We start from the raw sequence: 19,574 nt of genomic DNA, 5'->3' as shown, positions 1-19,574 counted from the left end.
ATTCCCCTTTATGTCGATTTTTTGAGTCATTTATTGGCATCAATGTTTGATTTTTTCTAAGATTATTCACTTTAAATTTGCATTAAATTCACTCACAATTCGTACAAAAAGTGACTCACATCACAGCTTATAAAAAAACTGCAATCAAGGTCTATTTTTTATTCTGATTGTGCATTGTTTAATGTAAGCCACTATTATTAAAAGCAAATATCGTATATATTGAACATTAATCTACAACAATTTGCACATTTTGCAAGTGCTAATACCGCATCTTTCATTATCTCTTTAGACCAATAACAATCATGGATATGCTGCTTATTTTTTTTAATTTTGAGTTAGGGTTATGAAGCTGCCCGGATCAAATCAATTTACTTATGATCAGATTCAAAAGTTGATCCAAAACGGCTTAAATTTTGTGCATTTCCCTTGGCAGATTGAGGCGCTTTATCGTCTTCATTATTGTCGCGAAGCTGCACGTGAGTTTCGTTATCGTGCCCCCATTATTTTGGCGCTGTATAGCTTTTTAACTTTTGGTATTTATAAAATCAGCCTCGGCCATGATGTGGGTACCACGTGGATGTATTATTACACGTGGGTCGGGCTAATTATTTTTATTGCGTGGATCTTATCTTTTATCCCAAGGCTAAGCCATTTCTTTGATCTTTATGTTGGCATTGGCGCGATGCTGGCCGTAGCGCTGACCTTTTTAATGATTACCGTCATTGGCCCTGTGCAAAGTAATGCGCTGTTTCATGTGGCCATGATGTATGCAGTAGTCATTATTTACGGTTTTGTTGGTTTACGCTTTTATACGGCTTTTATTGCAGGCTGGTCAGGTGGCTTAATGGCCATGATTGTGAGCATATTACTGAACTATAATATTGATTGGGTTTTGTTTAACCGCACCTATACCTTTAGCAGTTTTTTAGGGATGGCGCTTGCTTACGCCATTGACCGTCAACATCGTGAAAACTATTTGCAAAACTGTATTATTGAGCTCAATCAACAAAAATTAAGCCAACAAGCTGAACTGCTCGAATCTTTGTCCCGGCAAGATGCCTTAACCAATCTTGCTAATCGACGCTATTTAGAAGAAGTCCTTACTCGGGAATGGTTTAGCGCCTTACGCTATCAACACCCTTTGACGGTGATGATGTTAGATATTGATTATTTTAAACACTACAACGATAGCTTTGGTCATGTGGCAGGCGATAATTGCTTAAAAGTCATCGCTCATGTGTTAAAACAAATGACTTCGCGTGGCAATGAGTTGGCTGCACGCTATGGCGGCGAAGAATTTATGCTGATTTTCCCGATGACCGATGCGCTACAGGCAGAAAAAATTGCCGAAAACCTGTTACAGCGCGTCAATGACTTAGCCTTACCTCATCCCACAAGTTTGATTGGTGACCATATTACCGTCAGTATCGGGGTGATTAGCACCATCCCACAGCGTCATCATCAGCTGTCAGATCTCATTATGCAAGCGGATCAAGCGTTATATCAGGCCAAGAAATACGGTCGTAATCAGTATGCTTTGCTGCGCTTATAAAGCCGAGGAGTTGCTGTTCAATCTGAGTGTGGGTTTGAGTTAAATCAACGCTATAAAAACCAATGGGATAATGCTGCAAGTGCACATCAGCTTGAATGACTTGTCCCACGCTAGGATACAGCAAAATCCCTTGGCTAAATCGAAAACGACTGCCCTGATATTCCTGCGAACGTAAATAAGTATATAACTGATAAATATGCTGACTTTTAAATAAATCTTGTTTTTTATAATAGCCTTGCTGAAAAATTTGAGTAAATTTGGTATCAATTAAAATACATGTCCCCTGTGAATGGCGTAAAATAATATCACTTTGCATGTGGGGTAAGGCCGCATGTATGAACTCCTGTGGCCATCTTAAAATCACACCATGTAAGACTTGCCAGTCTTTAGGCAAATATTTTTTATAAAAGCCTGCCATCGCTTTTTCAAATAAACGACGCAGCCAATGCGCATGACTGGTCTGTGGCTGTTGTAATTGCTCAGGGCCTAAGTCAGTAGATGGAATGGCAAATTCTTGCAGTAATTTTGCCAATACCAGCAGTTGTTGGCATGGTGCGTGCAATTGAGCTTTAGGTGGTGTAATCGGCTGTGCTGGCAGTTGGATGCCCATGGCATGGAGTTGTCGCTGGCAACGCCTTAAACGTGTGCTTAAGCGTGCTGGACTACGTTTTAACACAGCATGCACGGCCTGCAAAAGATATTGATGCAGCGGATGATTCACACTGAACTGCTGATACTGACAATAGACCTTACCCTGTTGCAGACTTTGCCGTTGATAGGTTTGGCGTACATCCACCTTACCGCGAATATAGGAGACAGCCTGTTGCTGAGTCACATAAGCAGCATTAGGCTGCTGCAAATATTGCTCGAGTAGATCGGTAAACCAGCTGATCAAAGCGGCATCAGCACTGTGATAGGAAAGGCTTTGTATGGCTTGTCGTGTTTGACTTAAATTAAAATCCGAGGCATACAACATCAGTAGCCAAATATTGGCTATCGGAATTCCTGCATAATGCTTCATTGAGGCAGATCCAAGAGCTGCTGTTGCCATGCAGCAAGCTGTGCAGCATCTTCAGCATAATATTGTTCTAACAGCGGTAAAATTTCCGCCTCAATAATATCTTGATACCAACTTCTTTCATCGCGAATAGGCTGCCGTGGGGTAAAATAGCTCTGCCCAATTACAAAGGCAGAGCCTAAATAAGGCTGTTCTGCAATGTCCTGATTCAGCTGTTGCATGCTACGTTGAATATGTGCCAATAAGCTCATACTTAAGCCATATTGAGCGCTGTACTCTAACCACTGTTGATTAAAACTTGGTGTTAAAGTCGCAAAGGCAAAACGGCGTCTTAGGGCAAAATCTAAAGCGGTTAAACTGCGATCTGCATGGTTCATGGTGGCAATCACATACAGATTCTCTGGAATATAAATTTTTTCCTGTGCTTTGGCGTAAGTCAGACTAAGCGCCTCTTGAGGATGCCGTTTAGAACTTTCTAATAGGGTGAGCATTTCACCAAAAATCTGTGCGGTTTGACCGCGGTTAATTTCCTCAATCACCATCACAAAGCGGTCATTGGGAGCGCGTTGCGCCTGATGAATGAGCTGTAAAAAAGGGCCATCTACCAATTGTAACTCATGTTGCCCTTGTGAATTGGCCAAGGGACGCCAACCACGAATAAAATCCTCATAACTGGTATTGGCATGAAACTGCATCACACAGACATGACCTTGTGCCTTGTGTCCCACCAATGCATACGCTAAACGCTTGGCGAGCCACGTTTTACCTGTACCACTAGCACCTTGTAAAATTAAGTTTTTCTTATTCAGCACACGCTGCTGGAGTTGACTTAGCCTCTCTAGGCTTAAAAAACAACCTTCATCTATAATATGTGCAAGGCTATAATTTTGCACAGGTAAATCTTGCAAATAGTTCTCCACTTGACTTAAGTCTTGATCATTATCATTGGCCAAACTTTTTAAGCCGCCTAATTGCTCCCAAGCATATAAAGCCAGTTGTGGGAAATTACGCGGCAAACTATAGGGTGTTTGAAAATGATGCTGTAAGTGATACAACAGCTCTAAATAATCATCAGCATTACAGCGCCCTTTACTGCCATGTTTGGCAATGCTCAATTGTAAATCATCTTGAATATATTGCTGCGATTGGCTGTCTAAACTGACAAAAAATTCAGGTGCTAGCCAAAACAAGCCCATGCTCAAATTCCAGCCCACAGCATGTTGCTGACTGACATGATCATAGTGCTGAATAAACTGTTGTTTTAAGCTGGCTGTGGGCTGCTTGGCATAGGCATGCGCAATAGCAAAAAACTGCCACAGTTGTTCAATATCCTGATTGTAATTACTTTTATTCACAGCAAAAAAACATGAACTTTGGTTATTTAAAATAGGAATACCATCAAAGCTGAGCGGTGCAGCACGCTTAATATTAAAAAAATCTGCTAAATCTTGAGCAATAGCATGACGTTTTTGACAAGTGATGCCACGGTTAAACATACCGAGCACGGTAAATGGGCAAATATCGGTTAAATTTTTACCCAGTAAATAGCTCAGTTGATAGCGCTGTGCCAATTGCAACACAAATGCCAACAGCGACTGACGTTTATTTTGATAGTTGAGTAAAGCTGTGGCCAGGGCTTGATAAAACTCGGTCCATTCAAAACGTAAGTCTAAACTGGGTTGCTGCCAATACGCAGCGTTTAAAAAGGCTGCCGTATTTTGCGGTTTATCCTGCAACACAAAGTCAATTAAGGCTTGATTCATCCAATGTGTGGCTTGAACTGGCCAAATCTTGGCCTGATTAATATAATGATACCAGGTTTTGGTTGTAAAATTGTTCTGCCAAGTGATGGTAATGCTTTGACTGCTTTTGTCTTGAATAGAACCTAGCGCTTGAATGTCCAGAGACGATGTTTGAGTTGCCTGATCAAACTCTCTGAGATTTTTAATTGCCACCACGTCACCCACTTGCATGCGCTTTAATACATGCGGCATTACGTAAAGTGAATCTGAATCTTGTACCCTCAAAGCTGCATCAATCAACCAAAGCGTCTGCTGTGTCATGAAAACCTACCTATCTCGATTGGCTTATTATAGCGCTTCATAGTGCGCTGCTGCTGATAAATTACAGACGCGTAACGCACAATGATTCATTTTGAGCAGTTTTTAATTTTTGCTAAACTAACCCCTTACGTTATGACCTTTTGACTTTCATTCAGGCTTTTTGATCTATGAGTAGCTCCAGCGCAGCAGCAATTGCTAATTTATCTTCGCTTACCCCGATGATGCAGCAATATTTTAAAGTCAAACTCCAACATCAAGATTCATTGCTGTTTTATCGCATGGGCGACTTTTATGAGCTATTTTTTGAAGATGCGCAGCAAGCAGCAAAACTATTAGGGATTACCTTAACTCACCGTGGCAAGGTCAATGGCGATCCAATTCCTATGGCAGGTGTGCCGTATCATTCTGCAGAAGGTTATTTGGCGCGTTTGGTCAAAAAAGGCGTCACGGTCGCCATTTGCGAACAAGTGGGTGAAGTCACAGGCAAAGGCCCTGTTGATCGTCAAGTGGTGCGTATTTTAACGCCCGGCACCTTAACCGATGATGCACTCCTCAATAGTCATCAATCCTCTAATTTAGTCGCGCTATGCTTACAACAAAAACAAATTGGGATTGCGTTACTGGATTTAAGTGCAGGTATTTTTAAAGTTCAACAACTCGAGTTTCAGCCTGAACATTTAGCCATTGAACTGGCACGTTTAATGCCAAGCGAAATTGTGATTGATGAAGATTTTGCTGACTTAGAACTGATTGAAAACTTAAAAAAACAATTAGAATGTCCGGTATCTAAACGTCCAAACGTAGACTTTAACTTAAACAATGCCCAAAAAACTTTATGTGATCAGTTTGCGGTGAGCACTTTATCTGGTTTTGGAATTGACCATTTACCGCTAGCCAAAGCGGCAGCGGCGGCTTTAATTCATTATGCCAAAGACACCCAAAAAACGGCATTACCGCATATTCGTAGTATTCAGCTGGAACAAAGTTCTGATTTTATTGCCTTAGATCCCGTCACACGGCGCAATTTAGAATTGGTTGAGCCATTATTCGAGCATGGCACTTCCCTGTTTGATTTGGTCAATGACTGCCAAACTGCCATGGGGGCACGTTTACTGCATCGCACACTGATGCAACCGATGCGTGACAGCAAAATTTTAGATGCACGTTTAGATGCGATTCAAGCCTGTGTCGAGGGTTATTTTGAAGCGCCTCTGCGTTTAGTCCTCAAAGATATTGGTGATATCGAACGCGTTTTGAGCCGTGTTGCTTTAGGTACAGCGCGTCCACGCGATTTGGTGCAATTACGCCAAGCTTGTGCACAAATTCCAGAGTTGCGTCACAGTATTCAACGCCTTAGTGAGCATTCTGACCTAGTGACACAGCTGAATCATGAATTGGGCGATTTTAACGATTTATATCAACAGTTAATGGCGGCAATTGTCGAAAATCCACCAGTGTTATTACGTGACGGTAACGTCATTGCCGAGGGGTTTGATGCCGAACTGGATGAGCTGCGCCAAATTCGTGATCATGCTGGGCAGTTCCTCATTAATCTTGAAATTCAAGAACGCCAAAACACGGGCATTAATACGCTTAAAATCGGCTATAACCGCGTGAGTGGCTATTATATTGAATTGACCCGCGCCCAAGCAGAACAAGCACCTGAGCATTATATCCGTCGTCAAACCCTTAAAAATGCTGAGCGCTATATCACTCCAGAACTGAAAGCCTTTGAAGATAAAGTCTTATCCAGCGAATCACGTGCTTTAGCACGGGAAAAAATGCTATTTGAAGCCTTGCTGGAAGAACTTCGAGCAGATATTGGCAGTTTGCAAATGATGAGCAGCGCCATTGCGCAGCTGGATTTAATTAGCAACTTTGCCCATCAAGCGCGTTTACGCCATTGGTCACGGCCTGAATTTTCTCCTGAAGTAGGAGTCAAAATTATTGCCGGTCGTCATCCTGTGGTCGAAGCTTTAAGTAAAGCCGCTTTTACACCTAACGATACCAGCCTAGACTATAACCATCGTATGGCCATTATTACCGGACCCAACATGGGCGGTAAATCCACATTTATGCGCCAAACTGCATTAATTGCGCTGCTTGGTTATTGCGGCTCTTATGTGCCGGCACAAGCAGCAACTTTAGGTCCAATTGATCGCATCTTTACCCGTATTGGTTCAGCCGATGACTTATCAACGGGTAAATCCACCTTTATGGTAGAAATGACGGAAACTTCACAAATTTTACATCATGCCACCAACCAATCTTTAGTGTTGATGGATGAGGTTGGTCGTGGCACCAGTACTTATGATGGTTTGTCTCTCGCTTGGGCCTGTGTGCTCGATTTAACTCAACGTATTCAATGCCTCTGTCTATTTGCCACGCATTATTTCGAGCTCACTGAATTAGGCCAAGAGACGGCAATTGACAATTACCATGTCACGGCCAAAGAACTCAATGGCAACTTAATTTTACTCCATAAAGTGCAGCATGGCCCTGCCAGTCAAAGTCATGGTTTACAAGTGGCTAAACTTGCGGGTATTCCACAGCATGTGATTATTGATGCACAACAACGTTTAAGTCTCTTGGAAAAACAACAACAGCGTCATGCTACTGTATTACCACAAGCAGATTTATTGAACACGCCTCAAGTGCTAGAGCGAGTGGTCGAAGTCGTTAAGCCATCTGCCACCTTAGCTGCTTTAGCTGAAATTGATGTGGATGACCTCAGCCCACGCCAAGCGCTAGAACAACTTTATGCTTTAAAATCCTTACTTAAATCAGAGTAATTCTCATTTAAATTCAATTATTTTAAAAAGGACAATCTTCGGATTGTCTTTTTTGTGCTTTTTTTAAGCAAATTTTAAGCTTTATTAATCTAAGCAGCCGGATATATAACAAATATCAATAAAAGGAATTGTTAGTTCAGGAGTTTTTTGCCTAAAATACACCTTAGTTATTCGAAGCATATTTTTTAGGTAGCTGTCGCCATGACCTTTGTTGTCACTGAAAACTGTATTAAATGTAAATATCAAGACTGCGTTGAAGTTTGTCCTGTTGACTGTTTCTACGAAGGTCCAAACTTCTTGGTTATTAACCCAGATGAATGTATCGACTGCGCATTATGTGAACCAGAATGCCCTGCCAATGCAATTTTCTCTGAGGATGAACTGCCAGAAGGTCAGGAAGTATTTATTGAGCTCAACGCTGAATTGTCACAAACTTGGCCAAATATCACGCAAATTGGCGATCAACCCGCTGACCGTGAAGAATGGAACGGTAAAGCAGACAAATTACAATATTTAGAAAAATAAGTATTGTGTAAAAAAGACCAGTTAATCTGGTCTTTTTTTATACGTAAACTACACATTTCATTGCAATTACTTGCGCTGTTACACTTTAATTTGCATTACACTTAAGCTCACACTCATAATCATTAAAATTGCCGAATGAAGCATTTTGTTAAGGCTGCACTGGCGGTCGCTATTGTGCCTTTTGTTATTCTTGGTTGTAGCGCGAGTCCTAAAAAAGGGATCACCACCAGCGACGGGAAACGCATTTATATTCCGCGTGAAAAAATTATTATTGAGCGTCCTATTCCCCCCAAAGTGATTCCTAACTCTTATCATAATTGGAGTAGTGTCAGCTATAACTTAAGCTTAGCACGTGATTATGATCAATTTTTACAGCGTCATCAGGTGGGTAATATTATCCCCATGCATGAGTTATTACGTACTGCACGTGATTGGCAAAAGTGTGGGCGTGCTGAGTATATGGTGCCCACGCGTGAACTTTGGAATAACCAAATCCCGACCTTACGGGTGTTTAAATACTTAGTGGCCTCTAAAGTGCTAACAGATTTTGAAGTGACTTCGGTATATCGTGATCTCACCTTAAATAAATGCGCAGGTGGCGCCAGCTCGTCACGGCATTTATTTAACTCAGCGATTGATTTTCGAATTGGGCCACAGTATCCGCGCGCGGAAGATTACGCCTTTATTGAAGCCGCTAAGTTTAAACTGTGTCAATTTTGGAGCCAGCATGGCCAAAGCTTTAATATGGGCTTAGGGCTGTATTCCTCTGGACAAATTCATATTGATACCCAAGGTTTCCGTACTTGGGGGCCCGATTTAAGTCGCCACAGTTCGATGTGTAATTACAATAGTGATTTTTAAAGAGGTCGATGACCTCTTTTTTATTGCTTAAGATTTACCCAACCATCCTCTTAAAAATTGCACTCTAGATGGAAAAGTTTAAAATGCATGCATGATTGATACGATGACCCTGACTATGCAACAAATGTGGACTGAACTCGACCAATATATCGAATCACATTTAATTCCTGAAGACCCAATTTTAACCCAAACCTTAGAAAATACCGCCGCGCATGGTTTTCCAGATCATTTAGCAGTTGCTGCCAACCAAGGCATGTTATTGCAAATGTTGATTCAAATGAACAACTGCAAACGCGTGTTGGAATTGGGTACTTTTGCCGCCTACAGTACGGTGTGGCTGGCACGTGCTTTACCTGAAGATGGCTACATCTTAACCATGGAAGGACGTGATACCCATGCTGCAATGGGTCAAGAAAACATTGATCGTGCCAATTTAAAACCAACGGTTGAACTTAAATGTGGTCGTGCTGCGGATATCTTACGTGCCCTACCTGAAGACACTGAAGCCTTTGACTTTATCTTTATTGATGCTGATAAACAAAGTTACCCAGAGTATTTAGAACTGTGCTTAGCCCGTTCACATTCTGGTACCGTGATTTTCTTAGACAACGTGATTCGTGCGGGTGCTTTGTTAGATGAAAATAACAAAAAACCAAGTATTGAAGGCTTACGTGATATGTTTAGCCTGATGCAAAATCATCCAAAAATTCTCTCTTGTACCGCTTTACAAACTGTAGGTTCAAAGGGTCATGATGGTTTTGCCTTAGCTATTGTAAAATAAGATTAAAAAGTAACCTATTGGTTTTTTGTTATATTTTTCATCTATTTAACAATATTATCCACGAAGTTATCCACAATTAATGCGGATAACTTTGGGATAACTTTTCCCTATCTTAAAGTTATAGCAGCTTATTTGACCACGAGCAATGGGACTTTACTGTTCCTAAAAATACTGGTGGTAATACTACCTAAGAAAAATTGATGAATTTTACTGTGACTAAAGGCCCCCAATAAAATCAGTTGAATGCCATGTTGCTGTTGATACGCCAAAATATTTTCTGACACATCGCCATAACGGTATTCCACCACCACATCTAAGCCTTGCTCACGTAAATACTGACTCGGTTCGGTGAGAATTTCTGGGTGATCTCCAACATAGAGTAAATGGCATTGTAGCGTGCGTAGTAAATCACTCTCTGCCACGCGTTTCATCATTTGTAGGCAGGTCGGCGAGTATTCATAGGCAAAAATAAAACGTGTCGGTGGCTTAAATGTTTCACCCACGGTCATCACGGCACAGCGCGCACCACGAATAAAGTTTTCAACATTGCCGCCTAAGATCTTATTTTTTTCTGCAGCACGTTCACCTACCCGCCCAATTAACACGAAATCATCTTCGCGTAATACATTAAAGCTTTGTTCTAAAAAATCACCTTTTTCCTGAATATGCGTGGTTTTAATGCCATGTTTAAAGGCAATTAAATCTGAAATATGTTTGAGTAAATTATTGCTATAGCTCAATGCCAATTCACTTTGCTTTTCTTCAAGCTCTCCTAACTCTTTGAGTAACATGGCATTACTTTCAAAACCAATGACGCCACTAATTTCACCTAAATGGTAACTGGCTGGATAGTAATCTAGAACTTGTAATAAGACCAATTCGCGACCGGTTTGCTTGGCAACCCAAGCTGCAGCATCAGCTAATGCATTGACACAGGGTGATGAATCGATACAGGCAATAACGCGTTTCATGTTCGCCTCTCTTCGCATGTTTTTGTGGCGGATGTTTTTAATTGTTGCCCTTAAATTAACATATTTTATTTACCTATGGCGTTTTATTCACGATAACGAATCAAACGGGCTGGATTACCTGCCACAATTTCACGTGCCCCGACATCTTTGGTGACCATACTGTTCATTCCTACAATCGCTTGTTCAGCAATGTTTACCCCATCTTTAATACCAACATGCGCGCCTAGCCAAACATCACGACCAATTTCAATGCCTTGCGAGCGTACTGGCTGTTGATAAATGGGCATATCTAAGTCCATGCCATGATCAAAAGCATATAAATGACAATATGCCGCCATACGGACTTGGTCATGCAGCTTAATACCAACACGTCCGCCATCTAAAATACAGTGATGGTTGATCGCAACTTCACGACCAATCTCAAGTGGGCCATGTAAGGTGCAATCGGCGGCAATAAACGTATTGTCTCCAATCACAATGTCACGACCACGCTCAGCAAAAATATGTGCTAGCGGCGAGATAAAACAGTTTTTACCAATGTGTACCGTTTCCATTTGCATTAAATAGTCTTGGTATTCTTGCTGCCACGCTTCAGCCCACGCCCGATGTTTAGGTTTTAAAGAATAATACAGCCATGGCATATAATTTAAACGTTGCTTGTGTTGTTCCCGGTATTTAAGTAATGGATCAATCTCAGTCATGGGCTGTGTCCTCAATGATTTTCATCACTTCACGACCGCGTGTGACATCTTGTATTTTAATTTTTAAAGGCTCAATTTGATGGACTTGTAAACGTGCCTGAATTGCTACACCTGTGGCGGTATATTCTTCTTGATACTCAATCTGCTGTTGTTTCAACTCATACTGCAAAATCGCCCATTCATTAAATTGGCAGGCAAATGCAATGTGTTTTTTTTCAATTAGCTCAATTTTTTCTGCGTGTAGCAAACATTGCCCTGCACAGCCTCCATAAGCACGTACCAAGCCCCCTGTGCCGAGTTTTATGCCACCATACCAACGATTGACCAAAACCAATACATTGGTCAAATCATTGCCTTCAATGGTGGCCAAAATAGGACGCCCTGCTGTGCCTGAAGGTTCACCATCATCATTAAAACGCACATTTACGCCAATTTTCCATGCCCAACATTGATGCGTGGTACTTGGGTCCTTAACCGCGTCTAAAAAATCTTTCACTTCCTGCTCACTTTCTACAGGTACAGCAATCGCTTCAAAACGACTTTTTTTAATCTCTTCTTCATAGCGTACTGACGCAGCTAATGTAAACATAGCACTGATCTTAAACAATCTTTGTGGCCTATTTTAACCAAAAAAAAGCGACTTTCCTTAGAAAATCGCTTCTTTTCACAACGCTTAACAGCTTATAAGCATTGCTTTAATAACACTTTATTGTCAGGTCTTAAAAAGCTGAATAATCGTTTTGACTCAACAAAAGCATAATGCTGCTGCTCAAATCCATAAAAGGTGACTTGTTCTTTACCATAGTTTTGTACTTGCAGTTTTTGATAATTTTCAGGTACTTGACGTAAGGATTTCTCTACAGAAACATGTGGTGTAGCTAAACCTTCAACCAAACGCACTAAGGTTCGATCACCTAGAATATAAGACAACTCCGCTGCTTGCTCCATCTGACAATTTAAGGCATAGCGACCTTTTAATTGCTGTGGCAATTCAGCATAGCTGGCAACACTGATACTGGCTAATCCTAGACCTAGTAACATATTTTTCATGTAAGATTCTCGCTCTATCTTGCAAGTTAAAGTTAAGCAAGGAAGCAGCATGCTGCTTCCTTGACCTCGGTCTTAGTAAAGGATTTGGTTGTTTGTGATTAACTCATCAAGACTGACTGTGGTGTCTTTTAGAATCAACAACTGAGTATCAGTAAATTGATCTTTCTTCACACTGCCATCAGCTTCGAATTGTTTACCATCACGGTCAATCGAAATCACAGTATCTTTGCCCTGTTGTGTCACGCTAACAAAGTTGCCAAGGTTAAGAGTTGAGTTGTATTGATCAAGCAATGCCGAAACATCAATCTGATCACCACCTTTACCTAACTCGAAATCTTGCCAAGTGTCTAGACCATTGCCACCAACCGCATCTTGACGATCGAGTAAATCAAAGATTACCGTGTCGCTACCAGCGCCCATCGTAAAGATATCATTGGCTGCACCACTTTCTACGATATCTGCCTTTGATGATCCCAGTACGTTTTTACCCACATTGATTTCAATGGTGGCTTTATCGGATTCACCTGTTGGTGATACGATTTCGTAAACAAAGATGTCTTTACCACCACCTTTACCATTTGGCGTATAGGTGTAACTACCATCAGCACGCACCGTTAAGCTACCGTATTGCCCCAATACTACAATTTCTTGAGATGGTTCTTTAGCATCAGGCGCAGCGTCAAGACCTAATACTTTATTGCCAAACTTAACAATGGTTTGCTCAAGCAAATCTTCCATCAACATATCATTGGCAAGGAAGTTACCATTCACCTGATGCTCAGTATAGTTTTCCTCTGGATCAGTGCTCCATTGGTCAACATAGGCTTCTTTGACTTTAATGTCATAACCATAGCTTTGACGTGTCCATGTACGACCTGGTACTTCTAATACCACTTGGTACTGACCTGCAGCCAAATTATGCAACTCTGCCGTTGCAATTGCTGTTGTTTCACCCGTCACTGTCGCTTGTTTCACAACTTCATTGATCGTGTTACCCAACTCATCTTTTACACGAATAATCGAGTAAATGACTTTGACGTCATAGCCTGAAATCTCAGTTAAAGTTTGCAAGCTCAGTTCAATACTCTTCGCATTTGTATCACTTGCTAGAATATTGAAGGTTTCTGTAATTTTAACGCCACTCGAGTTGGTTGGACCAATTGCATTTTTATTGGCTGTAATATCACTAGACTTGTCAAATATAACAGCTTCGTCATTGACCTTATTGATCATTACAGCTGTGGTATACAACTCTTGTCCTGCAGCATCTACAGTATCTGCCTTAGCATCAACCGTACCTAACTTGACATTTAAGATGGCAACTTCGCTTTCACCCGTCACTAAGTTTTTGATGACATAGCTAAAGGTGTCCACTTTACCGTAGTTAGGTGGTACTGCTGTATTATCTACAACATATTTATAGCTACCATCCGAATAAACGGTAATCGTGCCGTAATCGCCTTTTACCACAACCCCTGCAGGCGTCATGTCTTGGCCATCTACAGTGCTTACTGCAAATTCTGGGCTCAAACCAAGCTCATCACTAATACCACCTTGGTATGTTTTCACTTGATTATAGTCATATACGGTCATGTTGTCGGCTGTTAAGGTTGAACCACCCGCTACACTTACTCCACCTGTCGTCAGGTAAGCCACATACTCACCCTCAACAAAAGTCACCGTTTCAGGATCATTGTGAATACCACCCAACGGAATACCTAATACAGCCAACGGTACAATTAAGAAACTTTCATTGACATGATACATTTCATATTGACCCGTAGTTGGGTTTTTCTTGTAGATGACTAAGTCAGATACATTGCCTAAGCCGACGACTGAACTACCCGTGGCACTAAAGGTCATATCCACGATTTGACCTTGTTTTACGGTAATGTTTAAGCCTTTGTTAGTGCCAATCACACTCGCATCAACCACACTACCTAAGCCAATACCTGCCACACCAAATGCTGTGGTTTTATTTTCGCCATTGGTAATTGGGTTAGCGACATTGACTTTCGGATATTCCGTTACACCTGGGTCAATGGTTAACTCCGCAATTACAGTGTCCACATCTTGATTACGTGGTATATAATCTAAAGTCACATTGAGTTTTGCAGTGCTGCTGGTTCCCAAAGTTGGATCAAAAATAGTGTACTCAAAACTATCTACATCACCATAGTTAAAGTTCTTGGTGCTATAGGCGGTATAAGTGTAATCCCCATTGGCAGAAATAGTTAAAGTACCGTATTTACCTTCAATGATGGTTAGCTCTGACAACTGATCCGTCTGTACAACTTGTCCATTGACCATCGTGACATAAGTGGTTGGTAACACATAATCTGCTGAACCTTCCTCTAAATTTAGGTCCTTAATCACGTTGCCTTGTGCCTGACCTGCAACTGCAATTGGGTTGGCATAATCAAGTAACAAGTCTTGTGTGGTTTCTAAGGTATAACCAAACAGTACGTTGACACCACGAGTTGGTTCTAATAAAGCAATATATTGACCTTCTTCTAAGGTATAAGTTAACTCATCAGACACACCACCAAGTAATGCCGCACCAAACCAGCTTTCTTCTTGGCTAAACAGCTCATATTGTTCAAATTCAGCATTCCATTTATAAATAAATAGATCGAAGTCAGCCAGCAGTTGTATACCACCTGTTTGTGCCTTAAAGGTAATCTCACGCTTGGTATCCGCTGCAACATTCACTTCAAAACGGTTTTCAGGTTTGACTGCACCTAGGTCTAAAACGCTACCTAAGCCTACATATGCCACGTTGACAATACTCTTACTTGCCAGCGCTTGTTCAGAAACCGTCGGATCTACCATTAAAGTTAGATCAACAGCATCATTTACTGCCTCAATGCTGCTTTGTTCCCCGCCATTAATATCAATGGTTAAGGTCACATTTTCTTGAACATTTTTACCATTGGTCACGGTATAACTAAATACATCTGTTTTACCCGACTGTGTCACTGTTGGGTTGACTTGATAACTATATTCACCATTTGACCAAATCGTGAGTACACCATGTTTACCTACAATTTGAGTACCGGTTTCTACACTTGGGTCTACTGTTAGATTTTGATTTTTTGTTTCGTCTAACAAATGGTTAGCAATATGCGTTACCTGTAAATCAGCAGCACCACCAAAGTCATTGTCTAGCACGTTGTCATTTACTGTACCTGGTGCATAGAAATACTCTGTATGTGAAACTTCCACCGTCATATTTTCAAGCAATGATAAGGTATTCGACACTAAAGGTGCGACGACGCTATCTACAAGTTTATCAACCAAGCCAACCACTTCGTTAATGACAGGTAGATTAAGCAAGGCATTCAGCAATACCGATACTGGACTAGTTAAAACATTTGCTGCACCAAGAACTGCACCTAGTAGGTCAACCAGACCTTGCGTTGATGGGCTCTTGGCACCGAGTAAGTTAGAAACTGTATCAAGTAAAGCTTGTTGACTTTGTGAACCTAATAATGTGCCTTCAGCCCCCAAATTACCTAACTCAATATCCGTTAATAATTCAGTTAAAGCGCTCTCATCGGCATACGTACTCACACGGTATTCACCCTCAGGTAAACCATAGAAGCTTAATGTATGTGTACCGTTATCAATTGCGCCAAGTGCATATTGTGTCCCTAAGGATGCCACTACACCTTCACCACCCAGTGGCGCAGACATAAAGATCTCCCATGCCCCTGTAGCTGGGTTTTGTTTTTGTACAATCACACCATAGGCTTTAGCAACTGTTAATAACGACTCACTCTTAAAGGAGACAGTTACAGCGCCAATTGAATCTGAGCTTTGCGCTGGTTTGGTAGCATCACCAATGGTGAATACTGTACCTTGCTGAATATCATCGTTCATTGAGTCATCGATAGCGAGTAAATTCAAGAACTGTGATGATTCAACTTTAATGACTGGCGCTATATCAGCTTCAAGCTTAGTGTCAAAGGCTTGTTCATCTGGTAATGCCAAACCTACAGAGATATCAAATTTCTGTGTATTTGATTGCACAAGCGCTGTATTACCTGCCGCATCGTAAACGGTTGCATAGGCTGTTAACTCTGCAGGACCATCAATTAATCCAATAAGATCATTTGCAACATTCGCTGTCCAAGAGCCATCACTTAAAATAGTAATGTTGTCATCAGCTGCATTGAGTTTCACTGTATAAGTTTGATCTGCAACAGTAAACGTTAACTCAATAGCTGAGATTAAATCACCTTGTGTTAAAGCGACTTGACCGGTAACGGTTACATAGCCATCCATTAACTCATCTGCATTCACAACAAAATCCGCACCTTCGATTGAAGTAATCGTATGTACGGCATCTGCTGAAGCAATCTGAGTATCTACAACCGCTTGATCCTTGCCTGGTGCAGACTGGTTGCCCGCTGCATCTTTGATGGTCGCTGTCGCTACAAATTCAGCGCCTTGGGCTGCGTCCATTGCAACATCAACGATCACGTGTTTGGCACTAAGATCCGCTGCAGTCACTACGTGTTCAACACCGTTCACTGAAACAGTATCACCTGCTTGTGCATCTGCTGGTAAAGCAACGGTCACCGCAACTTTGCCATCCTTGACTTCAGCTTGGCTAATCCAGTCATCACCATTGCCAATCGACACGCTTGGTGCGCTTGGTGCTTGGCGATCTACAACGATCTCAGCTGTTTTGCTGATCTGAGCAGTATTACCTGCAGGATCAACGACTACGGCTTCAACGATGATCGGGTTCTTAGCTGTTGCTAAGTTCTCGCTTGGTACTATCGCGGTCCATACACCTTCTGGCGTCACTTGAGCGTCGACAAGTTGACCATTCACTGTCACTTTGATGCTTTGGGCTGTTTCACCATCTTTTAAGCCAGTCACTTGACCTTGAACTTTGACAGTGTCCGCTTCAAGCTCTTCAGCATTGAGTATGTTATCGGCAGTTATAGGATCAATCAAAATCTCAGCTTGAGGTGCTGTACTATCAAGTGTGAGTGCGTTTGGACCAGCTTCAGCTTTATTACCTGCGTCATCTGTTGAATTTGCTGTAACTGTGTATTCACCATCTTTGAGTACTGGTGCATCAACACGCCAGTTACCTTCAGCATCGACAGTTGTTTCAAGCTCTGCAACAGTTTCACCTTCAGCATTTTTGATAACAACATTAACTGTTTCGCCTTTGTCACCTGTACCGCTAATCGCTGGGGTCGTGTCATTGGTTAATTCAGGCACGTTCAGAGTTAATTCTGGTGCTGTTGTATCTACTTCAAAGTCACGATTTGCTGTTGTCGTTTTATTTGAGATGCTAGTTGCAACGGCATCAACATAATAATGACCTTCAGCTAATTCAACTGATGTATAGCTCCAGCTACCATCTGCTGCAACAAATGCTTCACCTTGTCCGACAATATTTTTACTTTGATCAAGAATTTGAACAATGACCTTATTCCCTATATCTGTTTTACCAGTAATGGTTGGGGTAAGGTCATTAGTCGAACCTATAACATCAATTAATAAAAATAGCTCAGCTGTATGAATGATGGTATTTAATGGACCAGCTTCAGCTTTATTCCCTGCGTCATCTGTTGAATTTGCTGTAACTGTGTATTCACCATCTTTGAGTACTGGTGCATCGACACGCCAGTTACCTTGAGCATCGACAGTTGTTTCAAGCTCTGCAACAGTTTCACCTTCAGCATTTTTGATAACAACATTAACTGTTTCGCCTTTGTCACCTGTACCGCTAATCGCTGGGGTCGTGTCATTGGTTAACTCAGGTACTTCAAGCGTTAATGTTGGTGCTTGGCGATCGACCACTGCTGTGTCATTCGCTGGTGCAGACTGGTTGCCCGCTGCATCTTTGATGGTCGCTGTCGCTACAAATTCAGCGCCTTGGGCTGCGTCCATTGCAACATCAACGATCACGTGTTTGGCACTAAGATCCGCTGCAGTCACTACGTGTTCAACACCGTTCACTGAAACAGTATCACCTGCTTGTGCATCTGCTGGTAAAGCAACGGTCACCGCAACTTTGCCATCCTTGACTTCAGCTTGGCTAATCCAGTCATCACCATTGCCAATCGACACGCTTGGTGCGCTTGGTGCTTGGCGATCGACCACTGCTGTGTCATTCGCTGGTGCAGACAGGTTGCCCGCTGCATCTTTGATGGTCGCTGTCGCTACAAATTCAGCGCCTTGGGCTGCGTCCATTGCAACATCAACGATCACGTGTTTGGCACTAAGATCCGCTGCAGTCACTACGTGTTCAACACCGTTCACTGAAACAGTATCACCTGCTTGTGCATCTGCTGGTAAAGCAACGGTCACCGCAACTTTGCCATCCTTGACTTCAGCTTGGCTAATCCAGTCATCACCATTGCCAATTGACACTGAGGTAGGTGGCGTGACCTTTTGTATAGAGTTATTTTGTTCTACTACAAGGTCAAAACTAGCCGCATCATTTCCTGCAACATCTTGAATCGCTAAAATATCATTTCCAGAAGTTGAATCTGTGTATTTTACCGATACAGTGTCGTCTTTTTGAATTACAGGGACTGTAATGATGATGATTTTGTCAGCCTCAACCGTAACCTTAATCTGATCTTCAGTTAAATTTTGACCATTTACTGTAATAATGAACTGTTCTGTAGCAGGAGAATAATAATCATCAAGCAATTCATCATAATCAAGAATTATTTGCCCTTGTTCATTAATTGTAACATTTTCAAGCTTAGGCGCTACACCATCCACAGTCGAGTTGTTCTCGATTGGACCTGTGCTGAAGTCGGCAACGTCATTGCCTGCGGTGTCTTGTAGGGCTTTGTCGTCATCTTGAGCCGATGGATCTTGATAAGACACTTCAACCTGTTGACCCGGTAGGATTGGGTTCACCGGCACCAGCGTGGCTTTGTCACCCTCCACTAGTACGTCAGCAATTTCAACTTCTTTGCCATCCACGATCACAGTGAAGTCATTGTTGCTTGGTGGGTTGGCTGGGTCTAGATTTTCAGTGAAATCCAGCTCAACTTGACCCTGGTCTGTCACTTGCGCGTTTTCAAGCTTAGGCGCTACACCATCCACAGTCGAGTTGTTCTCGATTGGACCTGTGCTGAAGTCGGCAACGTCATTGCCTGCGGTGTCTTGTAGGGCTTTGTCGTCATCTTGAGCCGATGGATCTTGATAAGACACTTCAACCTGTTGACCCGGTAGGATTGGGTTCACTGGCACCAGTGTGGCTTTGTCACCCTCCAC

At 42.0% G+C, this 19,574-nt stretch carries 12 protein-coding genes; 5 read left to right on the top strand and 7 right to left on the bottom strand.

The genetic code is table 11. From position 1 onward, the window contains the following. The first annotated feature begins 343 nt into the window (after positions 1-343). The gene (locus tag AC5YCD_RS05185) at positions 344-1,552 is read left to right on the top strand and encodes a GGDEF domain-containing protein (RefSeq protein ID WP_496129008.1); all 1,209 of its coding nucleotides are present in this window, start codon (positions 344-346) and stop codon (positions 1,550-1,552) included. Here AC5YCD_RS05185 and AC5YCD_RS05180 read toward each other — a convergent pair. Together AC5YCD_RS05180 and AC5YCD_RS05175 are read right to left on the bottom strand one after the other, a co-directional pair. Beyond that, entirely contained in the window at positions 1,479-2,603 is a 1,125-nt protein-coding gene (locus AC5YCD_RS05180) for a 5-methylcytosine restriction system specificity protein McrC (protein ID WP_496129007.1), read from the bottom strand. The two genes, AC5YCD_RS05185 and AC5YCD_RS05180, sit on opposite strands and share 74 nt — an antisense overlap. After that, complete coding sequence (locus AC5YCD_RS05175; protein WP_496129006.1) at positions 2,570-4,633, bottom strand: McrB family protein; 2,064 nt, start codon at positions 4,631-4,633, stop codon at positions 2,570-2,572. Before AC5YCD_RS05175 ends, AC5YCD_RS05180 begins: the two co-directional genes overlap by 34 nt. A 167-nt stretch (positions 4,634-4,800) precedes the next feature. On the opposite strand from AC5YCD_RS05175, the gene mutS reads away from it, so the two are divergent. The 4 genes from mutS to AC5YCD_RS05155 all read left to right on the top strand — a co-directional run bounded on the left by mutS (position 4,801) and on the right by AC5YCD_RS05155 (position 9,592). Further along, positions 4,801-7,425: a DNA mismatch repair protein MutS gene (gene mutS / locus AC5YCD_RS05170; protein WP_496129005.1), complete on the top strand. Its 2,625-nt coding sequence runs from the start codon at positions 4,801-4,803 to the stop codon at positions 7,423-7,425. A 201-nt stretch (positions 7,426-7,626) separates the two neighbouring features. Beyond that, on the top strand, positions 7,627-7,950 hold the full coding sequence (gene fdxA, locus AC5YCD_RS05165; protein ID WP_004696359.1) for a ferredoxin FdxA: 324 nt from the start codon (positions 7,627-7,629) through the stop codon (positions 7,948-7,950). Between the two features lie 135 nt (positions 7,951-8,085). Beyond that, complete coding sequence (locus AC5YCD_RS05160) at positions 8,086-8,811, top strand: D-Ala-D-Ala carboxypeptidase family metallohydrolase (protein WP_496129004.1); 726 nt, start codon at positions 8,086-8,088, stop codon at positions 8,809-8,811. A 115-nt stretch (positions 8,812-8,926) separates the two neighbouring features. Continuing rightward, positions 8,927-9,592 (top strand): O-methyltransferase, encoded by a 666-nt coding sequence (locus AC5YCD_RS05155; RefSeq protein ID WP_122898154.1) that lies wholly within the window; start codon positions 8,927-8,929, stop codon positions 9,590-9,592. A gap of 128 nt (positions 9,593-9,720) precedes the next feature. Here AC5YCD_RS05155 and AC5YCD_RS05150 read toward each other — a convergent pair whose 3' ends face one another. The 5 genes from AC5YCD_RS05150 to AC5YCD_RS05130 all read right to left on the bottom strand — a co-directional run bounded on the left by AC5YCD_RS05150 (position 9,721) and on the right by AC5YCD_RS05130 (position 19,550). Next, positions 9,721-10,563 (bottom strand): universal stress protein, encoded by an 843-nt coding sequence (locus AC5YCD_RS05150; RefSeq protein ID WP_496129003.1) that lies wholly within the window; start codon positions 10,561-10,563, stop codon positions 9,721-9,723. An 83-nt stretch (positions 10,564-10,646) separates the two neighbouring features. After that, on the bottom strand, positions 10,647-11,264 hold the full coding sequence (locus AC5YCD_RS05145; RefSeq protein ID WP_496129002.1) for a DapH/DapD/GlmU-related protein: 618 nt from the start codon (positions 11,262-11,264) through the stop codon (positions 10,647-10,649). Next, entirely contained in the window at positions 11,257-11,853 is a 597-nt protein-coding gene (locus AC5YCD_RS05140; RefSeq protein WP_496129001.1) for an IMPACT family protein, read from the bottom strand. The genes AC5YCD_RS05145 and AC5YCD_RS05140 overlap by 8 nt, the downstream gene beginning before the upstream one ends. Before the next feature lie 92 nt (positions 11,854-11,945). Beyond that, complete coding sequence (locus tag AC5YCD_RS05135) at positions 11,946-12,314, bottom strand: hypothetical protein (RefSeq protein ID WP_496129000.1); 369 nt, start codon at positions 12,312-12,314, stop codon at positions 11,946-11,948. A 72-nt stretch (positions 12,315-12,386) separates the two neighbouring features. Further along, positions 12,387-19,550 carry a BapA/Bap/LapF family large adhesin gene (locus AC5YCD_RS05130; protein ID WP_496128999.1) on the bottom strand — a complete coding sequence of 2,388 codons (7,164 nt, stop codon included), beginning with the start codon at positions 19,548-19,550 and terminating at the stop codon, positions 12,387-12,389. Positions 19,551-19,574: the final 24 nt, after the last annotated feature.

The sequence above is a fragment of the Acinetobacter sp. CY05 genome, assembly GCF_059515805.1.
Note: the sequence above shows the minus strand (reverse complement) of the source record. Positions and strands in the feature narration are given on the sequence as shown.